This is a genomic window from Clostridium culturomicium, from assembly GCF_000821305.1.
In the GTDB taxonomy this organism is placed as follows: Bacteria; Bacillota; Clostridia; order Clostridiales; family Clostridiaceae; genus Clostridium_J; species Clostridium_J culturomicium.
In genome coordinates, this window is record NZ_CCXK01000016.1 from 324730 (window position 1) to 347246 (window position 22517).

Annotated in this window: 21 protein-coding genes, 1 tRNA gene and 2 riboswitches; of the genes, 3 read left to right on the forward strand and 19 right to left on the reverse strand. The window is 31.3% G+C overall.

Translation table 11 applies throughout. The annotated features are described in order from the left end of the window. Window positions 1-91: 91 nt before the first annotated feature. The 17 genes from BN1075_RS10910 to BN1075_RS10990 all read right to left on the reverse strand — a co-directional run bounded on the left by BN1075_RS10910 (window position 92) and on the right by BN1075_RS10990 (window position 15317). Window positions 92-307 (reverse strand): hypothetical protein, encoded by a 216-nt coding sequence (locus tag BN1075_RS10910; RefSeq protein WP_040193180.1) that lies wholly within the window; start codon window positions 305-307, stop codon window positions 92-94. A 295-nt stretch (window positions 308-602) separates the two neighbouring features. Continuing rightward, window positions 603-829, reverse strand: a riboswitch (cobalamin riboswitch). A gap of 46 nt (window positions 830-875) precedes the next feature. Beyond that, window positions 876-1310 (reverse strand): hypothetical protein, encoded by a 435-nt coding sequence (locus BN1075_RS10915; RefSeq protein ID WP_040193181.1) that lies wholly within the window; start codon window positions 1308-1310, stop codon window positions 876-878. Between the two features lie 123 nt (window positions 1311-1433). Then, window positions 1434-1618, reverse strand: a riboswitch (cobalamin riboswitch). A 93-nt stretch (window positions 1619-1711) separates the two neighbouring features. After that, a complete protein-coding gene (gene cls / locus BN1075_RS10920; RefSeq protein WP_040193529.1) occupies window positions 1712-3211 on the reverse strand; it encodes a cardiolipin synthase in 1500 nt (499 codons plus the stop codon). A gap of 552 nt (window positions 3212-3763) precedes the next feature. Continuing rightward, entirely contained in the window at window positions 3764-3964 is a 201-nt protein-coding gene (locus BN1075_RS10925; RefSeq protein WP_040193182.1) for a hypothetical protein, read from the reverse strand. Between the two features lie 186 nt (window positions 3965-4150). Further along, window positions 4151-5920 carry an HD-GYP domain-containing protein gene (locus BN1075_RS10930; RefSeq protein WP_081911563.1) on the reverse strand — a complete coding sequence of 590 codons (1770 nt, stop codon included), beginning with the start codon at window positions 5918-5920 and terminating at the stop codon, window positions 4151-4153. A gap of 54 nt (window positions 5921-5974) precedes the next feature. After that, entirely contained in the window at window positions 5975-6100 is a 126-nt protein-coding gene (locus BN1075_RS10935; protein ID WP_040193183.1) for a cyclic lactone autoinducer peptide, read from the reverse strand. A gap of 26 nt (window positions 6101-6126) precedes the next feature. Then, window positions 6127-6759: an accessory gene regulator ArgB-like protein gene (locus BN1075_RS10940; RefSeq protein ID WP_040193185.1), complete on the reverse strand. Its 633-nt coding sequence runs from the start codon at window positions 6757-6759 to the stop codon at window positions 6127-6129. After that, a complete protein-coding gene (locus tag BN1075_RS10945) occupies window positions 6752-7219 on the reverse strand; it encodes a hypothetical protein (protein ID WP_040193186.1) in 468 nt (155 codons plus the stop codon). The genes BN1075_RS10940 and BN1075_RS10945 overlap by 8 nt, the downstream gene beginning before the upstream one ends. Beyond that, window positions 7213-7773 (reverse strand): DUF5317 family protein, encoded by a 561-nt coding sequence (locus BN1075_RS10950; RefSeq protein WP_040193187.1) that lies wholly within the window; start codon window positions 7771-7773, stop codon window positions 7213-7215. The genes BN1075_RS10945 and BN1075_RS10950 overlap by 7 nt, the downstream gene beginning before the upstream one ends. Before the next feature lie 190 nt (window positions 7774-7963). Further along, window positions 7964-8458: a hypothetical protein gene (locus tag BN1075_RS10955; RefSeq protein WP_040193188.1), complete on the reverse strand. Its 495-nt coding sequence runs from the start codon at window positions 8456-8458 to the stop codon at window positions 7964-7966. Window positions 8459-8692: 234 nt separating this feature from the next. Beyond that, on the reverse strand, window positions 8693-9859 hold the full coding sequence (locus BN1075_RS10960; RefSeq protein WP_040193190.1) for a NupC/NupG family nucleoside CNT transporter: 1167 nt from the start codon (window positions 9857-9859) through the stop codon (window positions 8693-8695). A gap of 103 nt (window positions 9860-9962) precedes the next feature. Next, on the reverse strand, window positions 9963-10469 hold the full coding sequence (gene nrdG / locus BN1075_RS10965) for an anaerobic ribonucleoside-triphosphate reductase activating protein (RefSeq protein WP_040193191.1): 507 nt from the start codon (window positions 10467-10469) through the stop codon (window positions 9963-9965). A 19-nt stretch (window positions 10470-10488) separates the two neighbouring features. Further along, window positions 10489-12618 carry an anaerobic ribonucleoside-triphosphate reductase gene (gene nrdD / locus BN1075_RS10970; protein WP_040193192.1) on the reverse strand — a complete coding sequence of 710 codons (2130 nt, stop codon included), beginning with the start codon at window positions 12616-12618 and terminating at the stop codon, window positions 10489-10491. Between the two features lie 307 nt (window positions 12619-12925). Further along, a complete protein-coding gene (locus tag BN1075_RS10975; RefSeq protein WP_040193193.1) occupies window positions 12926-13411 on the reverse strand; it encodes a deoxycytidylate deaminase in 486 nt (161 codons plus the stop codon). Between the two features lie 187 nt (window positions 13412-13598). Continuing rightward, complete coding sequence (locus BN1075_RS10980) at window positions 13599-14312, reverse strand: Crp/Fnr family transcriptional regulator (protein WP_148315494.1); 714 nt, start codon at window positions 14310-14312, stop codon at window positions 13599-13601. Between the two features lie 120 nt (window positions 14313-14432). Beyond that, complete coding sequence (locus BN1075_RS10985) at window positions 14433-14747, reverse strand: DUF1540 domain-containing protein (protein ID WP_040193194.1); 315 nt, start codon at window positions 14745-14747, stop codon at window positions 14433-14435. 24 nt (window positions 14748-14771) lie between these two features. Further along, window positions 14772-15317 (reverse strand): NADH peroxidase, encoded by a 546-nt coding sequence (locus BN1075_RS10990; protein WP_040193195.1) that lies wholly within the window; start codon window positions 15315-15317, stop codon window positions 14772-14774. A gap of 160 nt (window positions 15318-15477) precedes the next feature. Here BN1075_RS10990 and BN1075_RS10995 point away from each other — a divergent pair. Further along, window positions 15478-15552, forward strand: a tRNA-Gly gene (locus tag BN1075_RS10995). A 487-nt stretch (window positions 15553-16039) separates the two neighbouring features. Further along, window positions 16040-17083, forward strand: a complete 1044-nt coding sequence (locus BN1075_RS11000; protein WP_040193196.1) for a YeiH family protein — start codon at window positions 16040-16042, stop codon at window positions 17081-17083. A gap of 60 nt (window positions 17084-17143) precedes the next feature. On the opposite strand, the gene BN1075_RS11005 is transcribed toward BN1075_RS11000, so the two are convergent. After that, window positions 17144-19648 (reverse strand): CoA-disulfide reductase, encoded by a 2505-nt coding sequence (locus tag BN1075_RS11005; RefSeq protein WP_040193197.1) that lies wholly within the window; start codon window positions 19646-19648, stop codon window positions 17144-17146. A gap of 258 nt (window positions 19649-19906) precedes the next feature. Between BN1075_RS11005 and BN1075_RS11010 the strand changes: the two genes are divergently transcribed. Then, window positions 19907-20434, forward strand: coding sequence for a nitroreductase family protein (locus tag BN1075_RS11010; protein WP_040193198.1), 528 nt, complete (start codon window positions 19907-19909; stop codon window positions 20432-20434). 59 nt (window positions 20435-20493) lie between these two features. Here BN1075_RS11010 and BN1075_RS11015 read toward each other — a convergent pair whose 3' ends face one another. Next, window positions 20494-22506 (reverse strand): ATP-dependent DNA helicase, encoded by a 2013-nt coding sequence (locus BN1075_RS11015; protein WP_052406510.1) that lies wholly within the window; start codon window positions 22504-22506, stop codon window positions 20494-20496. Window positions 22507-22517: the final 11 nt, after the last annotated feature.

A 22517-nucleotide genomic window follows, 5' to 3' on the forward strand; every position in this document is an offset into this window, starting at 1 on the left:
CAAATTAATACATAATGTTTCAAAATTATTTTGAAACATAAAAATAGCTGTCCATTGTATGCTCTACATGGACAGCTTCTCTTTTTGCTTTTTATCTACTTTTTTTAAATTCTTTTCTTAATGGATAAATTAATTGCAAAATTAATATGCCAAGAAGACTAACTACCAATATATAACCTCTTATATCCTGACTTTCTGATTGCACTTTAGCTACTGAGTCTGCAAAAGCATGGGTTGGTAAACCTATTAGTAAACCTCCTATTATTGTTAGCGCAGCTTTGATTTTGTTTTTAATGTTTCTTTTCATTTTCCCGACTTCCTTTCTATATTATTATTAATATAAATAGTAAAGCCTTCGTCCTTTTACAAAAAAATCTGCTTCATGTCCATGAAGCAGAGGATAGCTATACAGCTCATTAAAATTAACCAAACACATCTTTATAACTAATGCATAAGAATGTTTAGCTTTTAATCACATTTATATTTTTAATTTTTATTCTATAATAGAATAAACAAGTTCATAAACTCTAAATTAGCAATTTAGGATTTAACTTATTATTAAAATATAAAAAGTGCATAATAACCTCTTCAACCCGAAAGGACATCGCTTTAACTTCTAGGCAGGTCTTCCGACTTAGAGATCATCTTTTGCAAGCACCTTCCCAACAAATAGTCAGTGGCTGATTTAACAATGCTATTCAAGCTATTGCCTGAAAACATATATTTTATCCTGCTTGCTCCATCATTCAATACGGCAACGGGGATTGTGTTAGATTCACACTAACTTCCCTATTAATTCTTTACAGAAACCTAAAAGCTATTTATATTCATTTTTATAACAACATAAATAATTATATATCTATGTTATAATCTCTTTAATATTTAATAAAGTTATTTGTATATTTAACCATATGATTATATAATTTTTTTATCTTTTCATTATTTTTGCCATAGAATTTGTACGCTGTGTAATAATAATCATCAGGCTTAGCACTCTTAATTTTATTAAACAACTTCAACTCTCTATAAAACTCATTATCAATATCAGGTAAAATCCCTGCATCAACTGATTTATCAACACTTACACTAAATAACCCATCATTATATGGTTCACTAATCGTAACTAAACACTTTCCCATATACTTTCCTATTAAATCCATAAACTTATCAAAAGAATCATTAAAAACTCTTACATTTAAAATATTCTCCTCATTATAATTATCCATAACAACATCTATACGCTCTATTACTTTACATAAATCTTCTGTAACAGTGGCTAAACCTTCTACATTAAATTGAGTTCTTTTCATTTTTATCAACACTCCTATCATAATTTTTGAAAGCTTAAATAAAAAAAGACCTTTAGACCAAATGGCTAAAAGTCAACAAATCATGTTACCAAGATTTAATCGCCCCCTTCCATCCCTCGTAGAATTAGTGGCAGAAAATAGGCAGATATTCTGGCTCAAGTATCATAATTTTCTTCTGCCTTCCCATATAAATAGTGGCTCAATAGAAGAAAACTCCTCTCTTACAGCGGCGTGACCGCGTGGGATTTTCACCCAACTTCCCTTTTAATTGATAAAAAAATTATCAAACCCAAATTCACAAATATTTACTTCATATATTAATATTACATCGTTTACATCTCATTGTCAATCGTACAAAAGCTTTACTATCAATTTATATTAATAGTAAAGCCTTTTTCATATTACATTAACGGTGCAAAACCTCTTAGAATTGCCTGTCCTAACCCAATAATTAACCCACGATTACAGTCTTCGATTGTTATCTCCTTACTCTTAGCTATAGTGTCTAAAGCATCTGCTTTAATATCCCTTATAGCAGAAGTCTTATACATAAACACACCACATTCAAAATGAAGGTATAAACTTCTATAATCCATATTTATTGTACCTACTGTTGCAACCTCATCATCACATACAAAACTTTTAGCATGAATAAATCCAGGTGTATATTCATAAATCTTTACTCCGGCTTTTATTAACTGAGCATAGTAAGATTGAGTTAATCTAAACACCGTCTTCTTATCAGGGATCCCTGGGGTTACAATTCTAACATCAACCCCTCTTTTAGCAGCTAAACATAATGCTGTTGTCATTTCATTGTCAATAATTAAATATGGTGTAAAAATATATACATATCTCTTTGCATTGTTAAGTATATTCATATATACACTTTCACCAACTATCTCTCCATCTAATGGTGAGTCTCCATATGGCTGTACAAATCCATCAGAAGTAAATATATCTTCTTTATTTACATGTGGTCTGAATATTTCATAATCATCATCAGTCTTTCTATATGCATTCCACATCTGTAAAAACATCAGAGTGAAATTCCATACTGCTTCACCTTTAATTCTAATTCCTGTATCTTTCCAATGTCCAAATCTGACTTTTTCATTTATATACTCATCAGCTAGATTAATGCCTCCGCTAAAAGCAGTATGTCCATCAATTACAGTTATTTTTCTATGATCTCTATTATTCATAGCCACAGAAAAAATTGGTATAAAAGGATTAAACGGTATACATTTTATTCCTTTAGCTTCCATTTGCTTATGATATCCATAAGGAAGTAATGATACACACCCTACATCATCATACAAAAGTCTTACATCTACTCCAGCTTTTGCTTTATCCTCTAATACCTTAAGAATACTATTCCACATGTGCCCCTCTTCAATTATAAAGTATTCCATAAATATAAAGTGTTTTGCTTTTTTTAACTCTTCAAGAAGAATTTTATAGCTTTCCTCTCCAATTTTATGATATTGAACTTCTGTATTTTTATGAATTGGAAACCCTGCTGAATTTGCAATATAATATGCTTGTCCAGCAACATGTTCATCAAGAGTTCTAACTTCCTCAAATACAGCCTCATTCTGTCTTAAAAAGTGTCTGGTTTCACCAATAACTTTCGCAAGCTTCTCTCTCATAGCTTTAGATGGCTTTTTAGTTCCGAATGCTAAATATAGCAGACCTCCTAAAATTGGGAAAGTTAAAATTGGTATTATCCATGCTATTTTATATGCCGGATTCTCCGGTTTATTTATAATCCAAATTATTGCTACCCAGCTTAGTAATGCACATGCAAAAGAAATCTGCATAGAATAATTACTAAACGTAGCTAAAATACCAACAAACCAAGCTACTTGTATGGCAAGAATGATTCCGACAATGACCATTCTACTTAACAAAAACTTTAATAATTTCACTTAATCGCCCCCATACCTCGACTTAATGCCAATCATATTATCACTTAAAGTATTCTAACCTATATCCCTGTTTTATTCAACTCCTTCAATTTGTACAGTCATTAAGGTGCACTACTCCTTATGATACCACTAACATATAAAATCTCATATAAACTAATAATAAAAAGATGGGTTTCCTCATCTCCTTATATTAATAATTATGATTTTTTTCTAAACCCTAAAGCTCCTGCTCCTAAAATCAATGCTGAAAGCAACATATATGCCTTTATCAATTCTATGCGTAAATTTCATAGCATTGATACCTTGTCCATATCACTAGGACCATATGTTCCCTCCTATATACTCACCATCCGTTTTCTCAAAATTCACTTTTATGTTTATACTTGAATATACCTTTTTACTTCATAACACCTCACCATATACAACTTATATACAATCACCTAACTGTAAAGTTTAATCTCATTCAAATTTTAGTTATGCTCAAAGTAAAAGGACGCATGGCGCCCTTTTTATCTTCAACCATTAAATCTTTTTCTTATCTTTATATACTTCACTAAGCATATTCAGGCAATGAAAATATTTTTTCTTTTCCTGTGGGGTTAAATACCCCTTAACCTCTTCTTTCGTTAAAAGCTTCATAATTTCATCTACTATAGATTCCGTAATATTTACTACATTGCTGCCTGGTAAAACTCCTTCATAATTATTTACACCTTTATCCATAGTCTTATCCTTCCTTAGTTTTTTTGTTATAACCCCTTAAGAATAATCTCTATTATAGGATTGACATTTTAATGTCCACATAATCATATATTTTAACGCCTATTAAATTTTTAATTTATTTCTCTTATTGCATGATTTTTTTCCAAAATAAAAAAAACTTCTATTCACTAGAAGTTCCTTTTATAATTAAAGTTTTAAATTATACTCATCATAAGTCAACGTTGAAATTGAATCTACCGCAGCCTCACTACCAGCCTCTATCTTGCCGATACATATCTGACCTGTTTTACTTGTAATGACCTTGATAAATGCCTCTACAATGTCTGGATCAAATTGTGATCCACTACATTTACGCAACTCTTCTACGCCTTCCTCGTAAGTCTTGCGCTTATTATAAGGCCTATTAGAAGTCATCGCATCAAAGCTATCTACAACAGTTAGTACTCTTGCAAGATACGGTATATCTTCCCCCTTAAGATTATGTGGATATCCCTTTCCATCAAATCTCTCATGATGGAACTGAATTAGTGGAATTACATCCTTTAAAGATTCAACTGGTTTAATGATTTCAACTCCGTTATTAGGATGCTGCTTTAATTCCCCCCACTCATCATTAGTTAACTTCATTTTTTTCACTAATATATCCTTAGCTATATTAATTTTACCTATATCATGCATATATGCACCATATATCAACGTTGCTTTTTCTTTTTCTGATAGCTTTAACTGATCAGCTAAAAGCCTGCTATAAATAACAACTCTTTCAACATGACCATAGGTATATCTATCCTTAGCATTAATAACACTGATTAAAGTTTTTATTGATGCAACAAGCTCAATATCCTTCTCATCACTAATGTTTTGTTTTATATCATCCAAGATTGAGGTATATGCCTCTACTCTGTTTTTATTAAAGAATTTAGCCCTATATAATGCATCATCTGCACTTTTAATCAAATCCATATCATCCTTAGCCTTATCAGGAAATACTGAAATCCCAAAGGATGCTGTAATTTTACCATTAGGCTGATTTTCTTCTCCTTCAAAGTAAGTGCTTTCAATCTTTGCTCTAAGATTTTCTGCAATTCTCATTGCAATATCCTCTCTGGTATTTGGAAGAATAATTGCAAATTCTTCTCCCCCATATCTAGCAACAATATTATCCAGATCAACATTTTCTTTAATGACCGTTGCCATCTCTCTTAAAATAGTATCACCTTTTTGATGCCCATAAAGGTCATTATAATGCTTAAAATAATCTATATCAATAAAAATCATGGACACAGGTTTGTGATCCATTTTTCCTTGCATAATTTTCTTTCTTAATTCATCATGAAAATATCTATGATTATACACACCTGTAAGTCCATCTATATTAACTTGATCTTCTAACTGTTTAATATGCTCACTTTCAATCTTAACGTAAAAACCTAATGGCCATGCAGTCAAAACAAAAATACCTGCTAAAATTAAATCATTCTCAAAATACACATTTATATCTCCTGGAACCATTATCAAATCCATTGCAAGTATTATTATAGATGATATAAACGAAACAATAACTCCTTTTTTCATTCCAGACTCAATAGTTGTAGTTATTATAATAAATAAATATAAAAATTTATATTCACTTTCATAAGCACCACAAACAAATATAACAACTGTAAAAATAATAATAAATGCTACTGTTTCAATATTACTAATTAGATTACCATATTTATTTTTCATCTTACTCTTTGATGAAAATGTCCACATAAAATATATTAAAACTAACACAAAAATCGGTAAAATTATGGACATTATTGTATAATATGCAACTGCAGAATTAGGCGCTATTCTACCATCAGTAAATATATACTTACACACTATTATACCAACAAATAATAATGATGATAACTTAACTACTGAAACAATTTCACTAAGTTGCTTCCTCTTACTTTTCTCAACTTTGCTCATTTTCATCCCTCATAGATATAATGGAACTAGATTTCTCCAGTCCCATTACATAGATTATTCGTCTCTTAAAGATTTTGGCTCTTCTGGTTGATAAAAACATGCCCAACATGCTGATGTTGCTACAAAAGAAGCAACTAAAGTTGCTACTGTTGCAACAGTCATAAATAGTTTCTTTTTCATTATATTAGCTCCCTCCTATTTAATAATTATTTAAATAAAGCATCTAATTTTCCTAATACTACATGTCCACATCTTGTTAACGAAAATATTTGCCACATCAACCCTATGTAGATGCATCCTGAGTACACTAACAGGTTTGCTTTTCTTGTAGCATAATACAGTAAAATACTTCCTAATACAATTACTAGATAGACACTTAGAATCAGTAAAGAGCTTTTCTTTAACCGTTTACGTTTTGCTTCAGTTTTAATTGGCTTACTTGGACTATCTACAGGAACAAGCTTATATACACTATAATATGACCATATAAAAATTATCACACCTGCAACATAAATAATTTCTAAATCAATATTAGCTTTTTTAATAACAACAGCCATACCAACACTTAATATTGTACCAATTATTGTGCATATCCTTGGTGAACTTGCATGAATCCCACCCGATTGTTGTCGTAATATACTTATTGTTAACAATATTATTAAAGACTCAATTGCTACATTAAAAATAAATCCGACCAAAAAAACTATCAATATTGACATCAACATTTGAATAAATGCAAATATTCCATAATTAATCACTGCTGTTTTTTCACTATCTAAATTCAGTTCTCTTGAAATAGTGTTAGATATTTTATTACATATATCTTCTATACTAATCATCTTTTAACTTCTTTCTTTTCTTTAATTGTCTATAGCATATCCATACTACTACTAGTAATCCTATCAAGGAAGGTAACGTATATAGTGTCTTTGTAACTGGATTAGAAATTATATTTTCTAAATTTTCACCAACTAACATACGTAATATCATTATATTAATACCTTCTAATGCAAATAAAATAATTGCAGTTAAAAGCGAAGATTTTATTCCATCTATTATATCTGCCTTTATAACTGTACACGCAATTATAGTAAGCATTATAATATTCAAGATAGTGTGCACTCCATAATTAATAGGCAACATTCTTATAGTAAAAACGCATATTCCTAATAATACTGCAGAAATAATAAATTGCTTACTCTCAATCTTAGTTTTAGTAAAAACATATGCTGCAAATATAAATACTAATACCTCTGGTATTAGCCTTGCAAATAATTCAAAAATAGATAACTTTAACATGTAATTTTTCCTCCCGCTGTCAATGCATTTGCTTTTTTTATAGCATTATATACTATCAAAAATACAAATACCCTTATAAATACGTCACCAATACTTAATACACTATATCCCAAATCAATAAAATCAGTTAATATTTTTAAATTAGTTTCACCATTTCCCAATATATGTATATCTTGTATTGTATTAAACATTTCAGAATTAGTATATCCAGTCAAATATGATAATGTTGGATAAACCGGCATAAATCCATTATTAGCTTTTATAGCTAAATCATTTAGAAGTCCCCCACCAATCATAAATGCAGAACCAATAATTGCACTACTATAAATTTCATATTTATATACTAAACATAAATATATTGCTAAATAAAAACTTTTTGACATAGCTAAATAGCTTACTGCAGAATAATTACCTGAAAAAATCATAACTTGTACAATACAATTAATGATTTCCATAACTATGATTGGATATATTGCCCAGCTTTTAAATATAAGCTTAATATCATATCCTTTTAATTTAGCCACCAAAAAGGCTATTAATATAGTCTCTAGCATATTTCCTCCCAGCAAAGCTAACCGAAGTTTCTACAATTTCATATATAATTTTGTATTTTTTCTACAACATACATTATACTCTCTATTCCATTATTTTTCTACATAATTTATCCATTTTCAGAAATAAAATAAAAGGCATCAAACATGACACCTTTTATAAAAAATAATTTAATTATATTTTATTATGATATTAATTTATTTTATCATTTGTATTGGTATTTCTCCTTTGATTGCTTAAACTTGTATTCTCTTCTACCGGCGTAGCTATAGTCGCGGCTGTAGTCATATTATTGCTTTCTGGTGTTTTATTGCTGTCAGCATTTTGTTCTTGTCCATTATCAGTGCTTGGTTGAATATCTATGCTGATGTTTTTCTTTTGCCCATTAGTAATTTTAGGAATTTGTATATTTCCAATAGCCACATCATAACCACCACAGAGAATAGTTGAAATTAAAAGTGAATTTATAATTAATAAATATGCATTTCCTAAAGTTAAAGTAAAGCTTCCTGTTACATATTTTACTATAAGTAGATGAATTACAGCTAATAAAAATGTGTAAACTTTAGTTGGAATTTTTTTTATAATTGGTAATCCCTTTGTACAATAAACTAATAGTTCCACACCAACGATGGTACCAGTGAACCCAGCTAAAAATTCCATATTAACAAAGTTATTTATATCCATGTACAACCTCCTTATATTGCTATATTATTATGAATGCAAGTACAACTGTAATTGATACAGTATTTAATTTATTTTTTCACCTTTATTTCTATGAATTTTTCTAATTTTCTCCTCTTACGTTATATGTTCCAAAGCATGTCCACTATGTCGTCAAAATAAAAAAATCCTTGAGCTGTTTATCACAGCCTCAAGGATTCCTTAATATAAATTTTTCTTATATAGTTGTTTAAAATCTTATAATACTAAACCAACTACAGCTCCAGTTAATAAATTTACTGCTGTTGCAACAATTAAAGCCTTAACTCCAAGCTTTGCAACCACATTAATTTTATTTGGTGCTACCGCTGAATATCCTCCAATTAATATCCCTATACTTCCAATCCCTGCAAAGCCACAAAGTGCAGTTGTTATCATTGCCTTTGTATTTGCTGAAAGCATAGCAAACTGTGGTAACCCAAAGGCTACTGCTTCATTAGTTACAAGCTTTGTAGCTAATATTTCCGAAGCTAACTGTAACTCAGTTGAAGGAACTCCCATTAATATAGCTAATGGTTTAAATACTATTCCAAGCATTGATTGAAGTGTAACTCCAGGAGCAAAAATTCCTATAAAGTTATTTATCATTGCAACTATTGATAAAAATACTATTAAAGCAACTGCTATACCAATAACACCTTTAAATCCAGCCATAGCATAATTCATCATAGTTTCAATAACATTAACACCTTTATCATCTTCAATTTCGATTTTGCCAGCATCATACTGAGTAGGCATTACTATTTGAGTTAAAACAAAAGTACTGAATACGGTCAGTGGCATTGAAACAATAATCCACTCCATTGAAGCTCCATAAGATGCATACAATCCAACCACTGATGCACTAATAGATGTCATTCCTCCCACAAGTGTTGCAAAAATAACTGAATCCTTTGCACTTGGAAGATAAGATTTTGTTACAAATAAACTTTCTGACTGTCCTAGAAACATATTGGCAACCCCATTTACTGCAACCAAAGTATCTACCCTTAAAATTCTAGCAACAAACTTTCCTACTATGGATATAAATTTTTGTAAAACATTAAAATGAAATAAAATTCCCATAAGTGCACTTATAAACACTATTGGAAGCAATGCATTTATAAAAAATACATAGTTTTCAGTTATGCCACCAAATACAAAGCTTATTCCTTCAGTAGATTGACTAATCACCCAGGTAAAACCGTTAGCTAACCATTCTATCCCTTTCCATAATGGTGTTTTTATCAGCAGAACTGCTAATAAAAGTTGTCCAAAGAAGGCTACAAGAACACTTCTCCATTGAATATTATTCTTTTCTGTTGAAAACAAGTATGCTACACCAATACACAGTGCCATACCTATAACTGCAAATAGTTTTTCCATGTTTTTTCAAACCTTTCATCTTTAGTAAAATATATTAATATAGCCTTACCTATGTTAACACATAGGTAAGGCCTAAACAACATATATAACTTTAGTTTAAATCTTAAGAATTCAAAGAACTTAGCACCAAAACTTTATTTTCTAAAGTCTTTTTCACATCAATAACTCTTTGATTAGATGATCCCCTAAGAGTAAGTGATAAATTCCTATTAGGAAGTTGAAAAGGTCCATCAACAAGTATGTCAACATAATTTAGTATTTCCCTTTGCAGCTCACTAAATTCTTCAAAAATATATCCAGACCAAATATATATTTTTTTATTAGGATACATATTTTTAAACTCTCTGCAAAGCTCCAATACCCCCTCAACATTCTGAGGACATAGTGGCTCACCACCAAGAATGGCTAAATTTCTTTCAACACCATGCTTATCAATATTACTTAATATATATTTAAGATTTTCTTCGGTAAATTCTTGTCCACCGTTAAAATCCCAGGTTTCTTCATTGAAACACCCTTCACAACGATGAGGACATCCCTGTGTCCATAAAGACATAGATATTCCCACACCATTTGCAACATCATTATCCTTAATCTTAGTATATTTCATACTTTCACCTCACAATAAATTATAAGTGAAGTACCCTTTGTCCTATCTCTTGAGTACGACCTTTCCCCCACATATTAGAGCCTATATAACCACAAGTTCTTCTCATAACCTGCATTTCATTTTTATCCTTATTTCCACAGTTTGGACAATACCACTCTAAGCCTTTATCTAGCTTAATCTCCCCTGTATAGCCGCATTTATAACATACATCTGGCTTTGTATTAATCTCTGCATATTGAATATTGTGGTATATATAGTTAATTATCTGCTCAACAGCCTCTAGGTTTTTACTCATGTCTGGAACCTCAACATAACTTATACATCCACCTAAACTGATATCGTGGAACTGACTCTCAAATTTCAACTTACTGAAAGCATCTATTTCTTCAGTAACATGTACGTGATATGAGTTTGTATAATACATTCTGTCCGTTACATTTTCTATTTCTCCAAACTTCTGCTTATCAATTCTACAGAATCTTGAAGTTAAACTCTCACCTGGAGTTCCATATAATCCAAAACCTAATCCTGTTTCAGCCTTCCACTTTTGACACGTATCATTTAAATGGTTCATTACTTTTAGAGCAAATTCTTCGCCTTCTTTAGTTGTGTGAGAAACACCAAGCATTGCTTGAGTCATTTCATAAACTCCAACATAACCTAAAGATAAAGTAGAATAACCATCTTTTAATAGCTTATCTATCTTTTCACCTTTTTCTAGTCTAGCTATACCACCATGCTGCCAGTGAATAGGTGATACATCTGAAGTTGTTCCAAGTAAAAGATTATGTCTAACTAATAGTGCTTCTTTACATAGCTGTAATCTTTCCTCAAGAATCTCCCAGAATTTATTCATGTCTTTATCTGCAGTTAATGCTACTTGAACTAAGTTTAAAGAGATAACACCTTGATTAAATCTTCCGTACCACTTATAATTTCCATTTTCATCTTTCCATGGACTAAGGTGAGATCTACAACCCATTGGAGGGAATGTATTTCCTTCATAGTTCATTCTCATAATCTTAGCTGATTGATAATCTGGAACTAATCTTTTTGTGTTACACTGAGCTGCAAGTTTCGTAATATAATCGTATTTTCCACCCTCTAAACAGTTATGTTCATCTAATAAGTAAACAAGTTTAGGGAATTCCTCTCCAATTGGCTGTCCTTTATAATTTTTCATTCCCTCTAATCTTTGAAGAATCATTTCTTCACAAATTAAAGCCATTTCTTTTTCATACTCACTGCCTTCTTCAATTTCTAAATAAATTGTTGAGAACGGCGCTTGACCATTGCTTGTATGTAATGTAGAAAGCTGATATCTAATAGTCTGAATTCCTGACTTAAGCTCTTCCATCATTCTTTCTTCAGCAAGTTCACGAGCCATTTCTTCAGAGTACTTTTGCTTATATCTACCATAATATTTATCATATGACACTCTTAAGAAAGGTGCTATATGCTTAATTGTTATTGTATTTCCACCATATTGTCCACTAGCAATTTGAGCTATTATCTGTGTTACAATTGTACACGCTGTTCCAAATGACTTTGGACTTTCAACAAGCTTATTATTTATTACTGTACCGTTAGTAAGCATATCCTCTAAGTTAATAAGCATACAGTTATGAATTGGTTGCATTGCATAATCCATATCATGATAATGTAATACGCCTTCATCATGTGCATGTACAATGTGCGCTGGAATAAGTTTTCTTCTTGATATATCCTTTGAAACTTCTCCTGCAACTAAATCTCTCTGTGTTGAAGCTAATACTCCATTTTTATTTGAGTTTTCGTTCAATACGTCTTCATTACTTTTGTCTAAAAGTCCTAATATACTATCATCTGTTGTGTTTATTTCTCTTTTAAAGGATTGTACCGCTCTATATCCTTCATATGCTCTCGCTGTTAATTCTTGCTTGTATGTAATCAATGTTTTATATACCATTTCTTCTACTTGGTATACTGTAGGTGACGTTGTATTTTTCTTACAAGCACCTTCTATGTCCTCAGCAATTTTTTTTGCAATTTCCGGCTCATAAATCCCGCTTCCATTTTTCATAGCCTTTAGTATTGCATACTCTATTTTATCTTTGTCAAAGTCAACAATACTGCCATTTCTCTTAATTATCTTTAATTCTCCAACCATAAAATATCCTCCTAGTACAACCTGGAATACCATATCTAGTATCATAACGATTATTCTATACCACATATAGTATATTATCAATGTTTTTAAACATTATTTTCTTAAGATTATTTCTTTAAAATCCATTGACTTTTTTTGAACAGCTTTATACCTTAGTCATTTCAACGGCTGACGTTTTTACATTTTTATACATGTATTATATTTATAAATTGTAAATATATATAATTTTATATGAATTCAGAAATTAAAAATAAACATTTCGTTCAAAAAGGTCATACCACATATAATGATACGACCTTTCAGTAAATTACTTTAAATTTATTTCAATTTTATCTACATTTGGTGTTAATTGAATTTGTTTCACGCCAGCTTTGCTAAACATATATTGGGATGCTTTTATTGAATCAGTATCCTCATATTTATTGCTTAAATAGTACACTTCTTTAATTCCTGATTGTATGATGTTTCTTGCACACTCATGGCATGGAAATAAATTCACATATATCCTACACCCCTCAAGGGATTTTCCTCTTGCATTTAAAATTGCATTTTGCTCAGCATGTACAACATAAGGATATTTTGTCTCTAAGAATTCACCCTCTCTAGCCCATGGGAAATCCTCATCACTACATCCATTAACAAATCCATTATATCCTATAGAAATAATTCTATTATTTCCATCTACAATACATGCTCCAACTTGAGTAGATGGATCTTTACTTCTCATTCCTGATAATATAGAAATACTCATAAAATAATCATTCCATGAAATATAGTCTTCTCTCTTGTTCATAAATTTCTCCTCCCATCTAATTTACAATTAAATTAATTAATTAAATTATAACTAGATACCTATTAATTATTCAACAATATATTATGAATCTTCTAATACAAATTTGTGTATCATAAGTTTTTTTAGACTATTTCACTACAACATCACCAGCTCTTAACCAGTATATCCAACCATACTTTATATTATGTTACTCCATCATTTCAGCTTCTAAAGCCTCCAGGTCCAATATATCAATGGAACCTCTATCAAATGCAATATAGCCAAGTTCTCTTAAATTAATCAATTCCCTAGATAATGAAGGCCTTGGAATTCCAAGTTCTGCCGCAATAACTTCCTTATTCTCTTTTAATATGATATGTTTTATCATTCCATCCTTACTTTTAACTAGAATATAATTAATTACTTTCTGTCTTATAGATTTAAACGAAATGTTCTTTATCTTTGAATTTAAAATCATAATTTTATTGCTTAATAAAACCAAAAAATTATTTAAAGCCACTTCGTTCTGAGTAAAAATCTTCAATATTTCATCTCTGTTAATATATAAAATTTCACAGTCTGTTACTGCTGCAACTGTAGCTGGATATGCAGATGTGCTAGCAAAAAGAATTGCTTCTCCAAAAACATCCCCTTTGCTAAATCTAGATAAAACAATAGTCTTCCCGCTAGAATAAAGTCTTTGTATTTCAACCTCTCCTTTTAATATAACTCCTAAGGTTGTACAAGGCTCATCCTCATGAGCAATAATCTGTCCCTTTTTATATTTAAATCTTCTATATATCATTTTCCCAACAATATCATCTAACTCTTTTTTTCTTATTTCTTTAAAAAGAAAACTTTCACTTAACGCTTCAATAATTTCTTGCACAATCCTCACCTGCCTTTCTTCATTTACTTTCATAATACTATAACCTTCAAATATGTTAAATAAAAAAACCTTATAATGAAAAGATTTTTCTCTCCGTTATAAGGTTCCTAAACTTATTATATTAAATATATAAATAAGTTAATTCTTTATGTGTTATTCTTCAAAACTTGAACAGAAAGTCTCTGAATATATGTTAGATGGACCTCCTGAAACCTTTATAGAATCTAAAGTACAAAGATTATTTTCATTATGAGCACATTCATTAGCAGTACAAACTAATTCCACCGCCTTTTTATCACAAGATGCGCAATTTGTAAGAGTACTATATAATCTAGAATCTAAAAAAGAACCACAACAAGTTTCTTCTTCAGCTAATACTCCTTCTCCTCCAATATTAACACGCTCTGCATAGCAAGATCCTGAACTATTATGGGAACAGTTAGTTACATCACAAGTTATTTTTTGCATATTCAACACTCCTTAAACTATATTTTATTTACCAAAATATCTATCTAATAAACCTTTAAATGCTCTTCCATGTCTAGCTTCATCTTTACACATTTCATGTACTGTATCATGGATTGCATCTAAATTGTTCTGTTTAGCTAACCCTGCTAGCTTCTTCTTTCCTTCACATGCACCAAATTCAGCTTCAACTCTAGCTTGTAAATTTGCTTTAGTATCTGGCATAACAACCTCACCTAACATTTCTGCAAATTTAGATGCATGTTCTGCTTCTTCATAAGCAATACGTGTATAAGCTTCACCGACTTCTGGAAAACCTTCTCTGTCTGCTTGACGCGCCATAGCCAAGTACATTCCAACTTCTGTACATTCACCCATAAAATTAGCTCTTAATCCTTCAATAATTTCATTGTCTATACCATTAATAATTCCAATGCGGTGCTCATCAGCCCAAGCCATGTCACCTTCCATTTCTTTGAATTTATCTGCTCCTACTCCGCATATAGGACATACTTCAGGGGGAGTATCTCCCTCATGTATATATCCACAAACTGTACAAATCCATTTCTTCATATGTTTCTTCCTCCAATACTCTCCAAAAGGAGTTATAATTCAACTTAATTAAAGTATGTGCAATACTTTTATTTTTATAAGTAAAATTTCTCAATTTTTTAATAAATCTATAGACTTCTCATGGTAAATATTGTATTATAATTATATGCTTATATATTTCGCGGAAGTGACTCAACGGCAGAGTGCCACCTTCCCAAGGTGGACGTTGCGGGTTCGAATCCCGTTTTCCGCTCCAATAATAAAGGCTGAAGAATTTATTCTTCAGCCTTTAAACTATTTAAGAAACTCTAAATCATATTGAGTATGCAACACAGTCCTAACTCTAAATTGCTTTCATCAATTTAAAATTTCGGATGATGTAGCTAGTAACAAGCATCCTTTTCTCAATTTCGAACTCCTAAAAATTCAATTACATCTGGTACGCTTTCAGTCTATAAAGAAAAATCTTCACCTAATGCCATCTTTTCTTTTCAACACTAATGGATCTTCCACCTATACCTTTAATTATCCTTCAGTTATAAATAGCCATAATTTACCGCATATTCTTTGTAATTATTTTATGTTAACTACAAAAGCTATACTATGAACTTATTTCTTTAATCCTTATTAAACAAGTTTCATATATACCTATTTTACAAACTTTTTCTCTTACTAAAAATAATTAAGTTCATATTAACCAAATTACTTATTTAGATATTCACTTAATGTTAGAATGTGTGAAAATGAGTAAAAAAACTTCCTTTACTGTTAATGATTTAATTAAGACTTTGCCTGGTATCTTGATTTGCGTTGGCATTGCCATACTTAGCAAGCTTTTAGCAATATATATTCCAAAACTAGGTGCCCCAACACTCTCTATTCTAATAGGAATCTTAGTTGGAAATACCATCGGTCAAAAAGAAATTCTTAATCGAGGAAAAAAATTCTGTGAGCATACCTTACTTTCAATATCAATAGTTTTTCTCGGAGCAACTCTTAGTATCTCCTCAATTCTGCATATTGGATTTAACGGTCTTGGATTTATTATTATTGAAATTCTCATCGTTACTTTTTCCACTATTATGATTGGAAAAGCAATGCACTTTTCACAAGACTTTAGTTTGCTAATGGCTAGCGGAAACGCAGTCTGCGGCTCTTCAGCAATTGCTGCCACAGCTCCAGTTATATTTTCTAATAGCCGTGATAAAGGTATTTCAATAACAATGGTTAATGTTACTGGGACCGTATTAATGCTCATTCTTCCTTTATTAACATCTGTTTTCTTCAATAATGGTGTTGAACAAAGGTCTGCCTTTATTGGTGGAATTCTTCAATCTGTTGGTCAGGTTGTTGCTTGCGGAGATATGCTTAGTGAAAAAGTAAAAGATTTAGCAACCATATATAAAATAGTCAGAATAATATTTTTAGTTTTTATAGTTTTTCTTTTAGCTACTATAAAAGAAAAAAGCAACGCGAAAGCTATTGAATATGTGGAAGCAGAAATTGCCGGACTCCATCATCATAAATCAGCAATCAAAATCCCTTGGTACATAGTTGGATTTTTTATTACCTGTGCCCTTCATTCCTTTAATATTATTAACACCGAATTTTCTCATACATTTAAGGAATTTAGTAATTTCTTTGAAATCATTGCCCTAGCTGGAATTGGTATGAGAGTATTCATTAGAGATTTATTAGCTCAAGGCATAAAAACTTCTTTATACTGTTTCTATATTGCTGCTGTTCAAATTATAAGTTCTTTAGTTTTAGTATGGATACTTATTTAAGCTAAATTTAAAGGAGATAGTTAACCCAACTTAACTATCTCCTTTAAAACCTCTTTCAAATTATATAAATAAATTTAATCCAGAATCATCTGCAGCTCCTAGATAAGAAGCCACCCCGCCAATTTCAACTCCATCAATAAATTCTTCTTTTTTAATTCCCATCAGGTCCATACTCATTGAACATGCAACAACCTTAACTCCCATTTTAATTGCATTTTCAATTAAAACCTCTAAACTATCTACATTGTTGTCCTTCATTATCTTTTTAATCATCGCTGAACCCATTCCCATCATATTCATTTGTGAAAGTGGCAGTTTTCCTGGATGTCCTGGAAGCATAACGTCGAACATCTTTTCCATAGCTTTCTTTTCAACCTTTGGTTTATCTTTTTTCTTAAGAATATTTAATCCCCAGAATGTAAAGAACATCGTAACCTCTTTCCCCATGGATGCAGCACCTGTTGCAATTATAAAGGATGCTATTGCCTTATCTAAGTCTCCGCTGAAAACAACCATTGTAGCTCCTGTTTTATCTGCAACTACTGCATTAGAAGCTTCACAACAGCCTGCTTCTATTGCATTATTTTTTTTCCCCTTCTCAATAAATGCTTCAAACACCTTTTCTTCATTGGTTTCGCCCTTTAACAAAGTATTGCCTGTTTTCTCACACCAGCTTCGTATATCCTTACCAAATCCAGGATCACTAGCACTTATTTTTAAAACTTCCCCCTCTTGCATTTTATTAATTTCTTCATATACTTTTCTTATTGGACCTGGACATTGTAATCCACATGCATCTATTGTTATCTTTGCACTTACATCCTTCATTTCAACCTCTCCCATGCTCATGACCGCAGATTCATGATCTCCTATTTCTTTATTACACTGTTGGCTTTCTATGCTCTGCTCTGCTCTTTTGACAGATAAGTAAGTCTTAACTCCACCATCTATATTGAAGCACTCAAATCCATTAGCTTCTAATATTCTGCATGCTAAATATCCTCTTAAACCAACCTGACAAGTTACATATATCTTTTTATTTTTAGGAATTTCATTTATTCTCTTTCTTAGTTGGCCCAAAGGAATATTCACTGAATCCGTAATTTCCCCTGTAGCTAATTCTATCTCATCTCTTACATCTAAAATTACTGAAGCTCCTTTATCTATTTCATCTACTTCATTCCACTGAATAGTTTTAACTAATCCCGCCATAATATTTTCCGCATAATATCCCATCATATTAACTGGATCCTTTGCTGAATTATATGGTGGAGCATAACATGGCTCAACATCCTGAAGTTCATCAGCCTTTAATCCAGCCTTTATTGCTGTTGCAATAATATCTATTCTCTTTTCAACCCCATCTATTCCTACTCCTTGTGCTCCATAGATAGTTCCTGTTTTAGGATTAAATAGAAACTTATATGCAATTGGACTTGCATAAGGATAATAACCAGCATGAGAATTGGGATGAATATGAATTGCCTGATACTCTAACCCGAGCTTTTTCAAAGTCTTCTCGTTATTACCAGTTGTGGCAACGGTATAATCAAAAACTTTAGCTACAGATGAACCTAAAGTTCCTTTATACGCTGTTTTTCTTCCTGAAATATTATCTGCAACTATCCTTCCCTGTCTGTTTGCAGGCCATGCCAACGGAATCATGGTTTGCTGTTTATTGACAAAATCCTGAACTTCAGCAGCATCACCAAGGGCATATATACTTGGCTCTGAAGTTTTCATGAATTTATCAACAACAATAGCCCCTCTTTCGTTAAGCTTTAACCCTGCCTCTTTTGCTATTGCTGTCTCCGGTTTAACTCCTATTGATAAGATAATCATATCTGTAACTACTTCTCTGCCGCTACTTAAAATCACCTTATGCCCCTTATTTTCAAAAGCTGCTACACCATCATTTAAAATTAATTCAACCTTTTTTTCTATCAAATGATCATGTATAACACTAACCATTTCTTCATCTAATGGCGCCATCACCTGGCTGCTTGCTTCGACTAAAGTTACTTTTATCCCCCTTTTATGAAGATTTTCAGCCATTTCAAGACCAATAAAACCTCCACCTATTACAGTTGCATGCTTAATATCTTTAGTATCAACATAGCTTTTTATCTTATCTGTATCCGGTATATTTCTTAAGGTAAATAAATTTTCAGCATCCTCAATCCCTTTAATTGGTGGTTTTATTGGCTGTGCCCCTGGTGATAAAACTAAAACATCATAGTCTTCCTCATATATCTCTTCAGTTAAGTGGTTTTTAACTACAACTTTTTTATTATCCCTATCTATTTTTATTACTTCACTAAAATTTCTAATATCCATGTTAAATTTTTTAGACATCTGCTCTACAGTTTGAACCAGTAAGTTTTCTCTTTCCTTTATTACACCCCCAATATAATATGGAAGTCCACAGTTTGCAAAAGCGATATACTCTCCTTTTTCAAACATTACTATTTCAGCATTTTCATTTAGTCTTCTTAGTCTTGCTGCTGTAGATGCTCCCCCTGCAACACCTCCAACAATAATAACTTTTTTATTACCGATATCCATATCCCTTTCTCCTTTTCAATATATATTAATATAATAATTTCATCCTTTTATATAATTTTAACTTAACCTATTATTTTATTCTGTGATTTCATCACATATAATTATCATTTGTTCACTTTTTCTTTATAGCTAATAATCTTATACAAACTTCTTTTTAATATCTTCAAAATAAAATTAATATTTCAATCTATTCCATTGTAAATTTCTATTCATTAATACTATAATTTTAATAGGACATATATGAAGGAGGTATAAAGTATGAATGAGACATTAAAAACCCTTTACACAAGAAGAAGTATAAGGGAATTTACCAATAAACAAATTTCTGATGAGGATTTAGCTTTAATTCTACATGCTGCAGCTTATGCACCAAGCGGAAGAAATCAGCAAACATGGAACTTCACTGTCGTTCAAAATCCTAACCTATTAAAAGAACTTGCTGATGATATAAAATTAGAGCTAAATATGAAAAGAGATTTTCAATACAATTTTCATGGTGCTCCTACCTTAATAATAATTTCTTCTGACAGGAACAGTAAAACTGGGAATCTTGATTGTGCAGCTGCCCTAGAAAACATTCTTATAGCTGCAACCTCATTGAATATTGGCTCTTGTTGGATTAATCAACTAAATAACGTTTGTGATACTCCCAAAATAAGAACACTTTTAAATTCCTTTCAAATTCCTGAAGAACACATAGTATGGGGATGTGCAGCCCTTGGATATGGCACTAAGATCCCTAAAGCTCCACCCCGTAAAAAAGGCATAATTAAAATAATAAAATAAAAAAAAAACAAATCACATGGCAATTAAAGCTCACATGTGATTTGTTTTCATTATTAATACTATTTTATCTTACCCCAAAATCCTTCAATCTTTTCTATATCATTGGTTTTTCTTTTTATTGGAAGAGAATTAAATACTACTTCCTTATATCTTCTTTTAACTCCATCACTTACTCTTGGGTCTAAAATTGCTACAATACCTTTATCATCCTGCTTTCTAATAAGCCTTCCTACTCCCTGTCTAAGTTTGACTATCATTAAAGGAACACTTACTTCCATGAGGAAATCCTCACAATTATTTCTCTTATACTCTATTATAGGATCAGGTACTGGAAATGGAAGCTTGAAAATTATAACATTTGATAAGGCCTTCCCTGGTACATCAATCCCTTCCCAAAAGGTTCCCGTTGCTAAAAGAATAGATTTTTCATTTTCTTTAAACTGATGTAATAATTCATCTTGTGATGAAGATGCTCTTTGCCTTAAAAGTACATAGCCTAAGTTACGCTCTTTAAGAATTTCGTAAACAGACTTCAAATCACTTTTAGCAGTAAATAATATTAATGCTCTTCCTTCAGTAATTTTAATAAGCTTCTCAATTTCATCGGCTCCAGCTTTTATAAACAATTCACGTTCTTTAACTGGATGAGGCATATTTTCAGCATAATATATCATTGCATTTTTATTATATGGAAAGGGCGATTCCTTTGGTGATGATAAAAAACCATCCTTTACCGGGAATCCAGTGCTCCGTATAAAATACTCATAAATCTCTTCTTCACTTCCTTCATGTTTATCTGCAATAGTTGCGGAAGTTAGAATTGTTGTTTTCAGTTTATCGAAATATAAAGACTTAATTTCACTATCCATATTTTTAGGACATGCAAATATTCTAATATGCCTCTCCTTCTCTAACCAGAATAAATAATTGCTCTTAGGAGTATTCATTTCTTTAAGAAACACCTTTAAATTATCTATTTCATCCATGATATCATCTGGTATAAAGTTATCTCCATTTCCTTTCAATCTATTATATATATACTTTACAACCCCTTCAGCCTTTCCTATTGGTCCTCTGATATCATAAAGATTCACAAAGAATTTTTCCATATCCTCTGTATTGTCACTCTTCTGAAGCTGATAATCGATTTGGATATTTAGTTCCTTAAATACTTGATTTAAAAGCCCCATTAACTCTTTAATTTTTTCATAAATATGCTCTCTTAAGGAAGGTTCCTTTATACCATTTTTAGCTTCCATCACAATACTTCGTATACTTTCTTTAGTAAAGCTTTCAATAAGTGAAGTTCTAACCTTTTCTTCTAAATTATGAGCCTCATCAATAACAATCAGATCAGCTTCTGGATTTAATAATCCTCTTTGTCCTCTTCTAAGCTTTTGAAGATGTACTGTTAATAAGTCCTGATTGCATAGTATTACCCCCTCTGTAGTAAGCATATCCTTCCTCAGCTCCATAAATCTACAGCTTTTAAAATGCTTACACCTATTATGATCAGTCATTTCAACATTAACACTGCTCCATAACTCTTCACTTATATCCATTGAAATATATCTTCTATCAACTTTCCCACCATAAATATATCTATATAGCGTTTCAGCGTCTTCATCTAACCCCTTTTGAACTTTAGGTTTTAAAACTTCATCTGCTCTCCTTTTACAAGCAAAATGTGTCATTCCTTTTGCCAAAACTACTTCAGGTCTGTAGTTTATATAGGATGAAACCCTTTTTATATCTTCTATCAACTGTTCTTGTAATGCTATAGTTGATGTAGCGATAATAACAGGTTTATGAAAAATCTTATTATAATATAATAAGGGAACTATATATGCATAGGATTTTCCAATACCAACACCTGCTTCAATAACTGTATGTTGCCTCTCTGATATTGCATTGCAAATATCTAAGGCCATATCCTCCTGCCCTTCTCGCTGTTCAAACCCAAGCCTTGGAAGCTTCTCCATAAAAAACTTCCATACCAAAGCTTCAACTTCTTGTTCTTTTGTCAACTCTTTAGGTTTTATACTTTTATTTTCATTAGTAAACCAAAACATCGTTTCTCCTT

What these genes read in the sequence shown, in the direction of transcription:
- BN1075_RS10910 (WP_040193180.1), bottom strand. Translation starts at nt 307, where the DNA reads ATGAAAAGAAACATTAAAAACAAAATCAAAGCTGCGCTAACAATAATA.
- BN1075_RS11015 (WP_052406510.1), bottom strand. Translation starts at nt 22,506, where the DNA reads ATGTTTTGGTTTACTAATGAAAATAAAAGTATAAAACCTAAAGAGTTG.
- BN1075_RS10945 (WP_040193186.1), bottom strand. Translation starts at nt 7,219, where the DNA reads ATGTTAAAGTTATCTATTTTTGAATTATTTGCAAGGCTAATACCAGAG.
- BN1075_RS10935 (WP_040193183.1), bottom strand. Translation starts at nt 6,100, where the DNA reads ATGAAAAAGAAACTATTTATGACTGTTGCAACAGTAGCAACTTTAGTT.
- BN1075_RS10960 (WP_040193190.1), bottom strand. Translation starts at nt 9,859, where the DNA reads ATGGAAAAACTATTTGCAGTTATAGGTATGGCACTGTGTATTGGTGTA.
- nrdG (WP_040193191.1), bottom strand. Translation starts at nt 10,469, where the DNA reads ATGAAATATACTAAGATTAAGGATAATGATGTTGCAAATGGTGTGGGA.
- nrdD (WP_040193192.1), bottom strand. Translation starts at nt 12,618, where the DNA reads ATGGTTGGAGAATTAAAGATAATTAAGAGAAATGGCAGTATTGTTGAC.
- BN1075_RS10940 (WP_040193185.1), bottom strand. Translation starts at nt 6,759, where the DNA reads ATGATTAGTATAGAAGATATATGTAATAAAATATCTAACACTATTTCA.
- BN1075_RS10975 (WP_040193193.1), bottom strand. Translation starts at nt 13,411, where the DNA reads ATGAACAAGAGAGAAGACTATATTTCATGGAATGATTATTTTATGAGT.
- BN1075_RS10925 (WP_040193182.1), bottom strand. Translation starts at nt 3,964, where the DNA reads ATGGATAAAGGTGTAAATAATTATGAAGGAGTTTTACCAGGCAGCAAT.
- BN1075_RS10980 (WP_148315494.1), bottom strand. Translation starts at nt 14,312, where the DNA reads ATGAAAGTAAATGAAGAAAGGCAGGTGAGGATTGTGCAAGAAATTATT.
- BN1075_RS10930 (WP_081911563.1), bottom strand. Translation starts at nt 5,920, where the DNA reads ATGAGCAAAGTTGAGAAAAGTAAGAGGAAGCAACTTAGTGAAATTGTT.
- BN1075_RS10955 (WP_040193188.1), bottom strand. Translation starts at nt 8,458, where the DNA reads ATGGATATAAATAACTTTGTTAATATGGAATTTTTAGCTGGGTTCACT.
- BN1075_RS10990 (WP_040193195.1), bottom strand. Translation starts at nt 15,317, where the DNA reads ATGAAGAAATGGATTTGTACAGTTTGTGGATATATACATGAGGGAGAT.
- BN1075_RS10985 (WP_040193194.1), bottom strand. Translation starts at nt 14,747, where the DNA reads ATGCAAAAAATAACTTGTGATGTAACTAACTGTTCCCATAATAGTTCA.
- cls (WP_040193529.1), bottom strand. Translation starts at nt 3,211, where the DNA reads ATGGTCATTGTCGGAATCATTCTTGCCATACAAGTAGCTTGGTTTGTT.
- BN1075_RS10915 (WP_040193181.1), bottom strand. Translation starts at nt 1,310, where the DNA reads ATGAAAAGAACTCAATTTAATGTAGAAGGTTTAGCCACTGTTACAGAA.
- BN1075_RS11000 (WP_040193196.1), top strand. Translation starts at nt 16,040, where the DNA reads ATGAGTAAAAAAACTTCCTTTACTGTTAATGATTTAATTAAGACTTTG.
- BN1075_RS11005 (WP_040193197.1), bottom strand. Translation starts at nt 19,648, where the DNA reads ATGGATATCGGTAATAAAAAAGTTATTATTGTTGGAGGTGTTGCAGGG.
- BN1075_RS11010 (WP_040193198.1), top strand. Translation starts at nt 19,907, where the DNA reads ATGAATGAGACATTAAAAACCCTTTACACAAGAAGAAGTATAAGGGAA.
- BN1075_RS10950 (WP_040193187.1), bottom strand. Translation starts at nt 7,773, where the DNA reads ATGCTAGAGACTATATTAATAGCCTTTTTGGTGGCTAAATTAAAAGGA.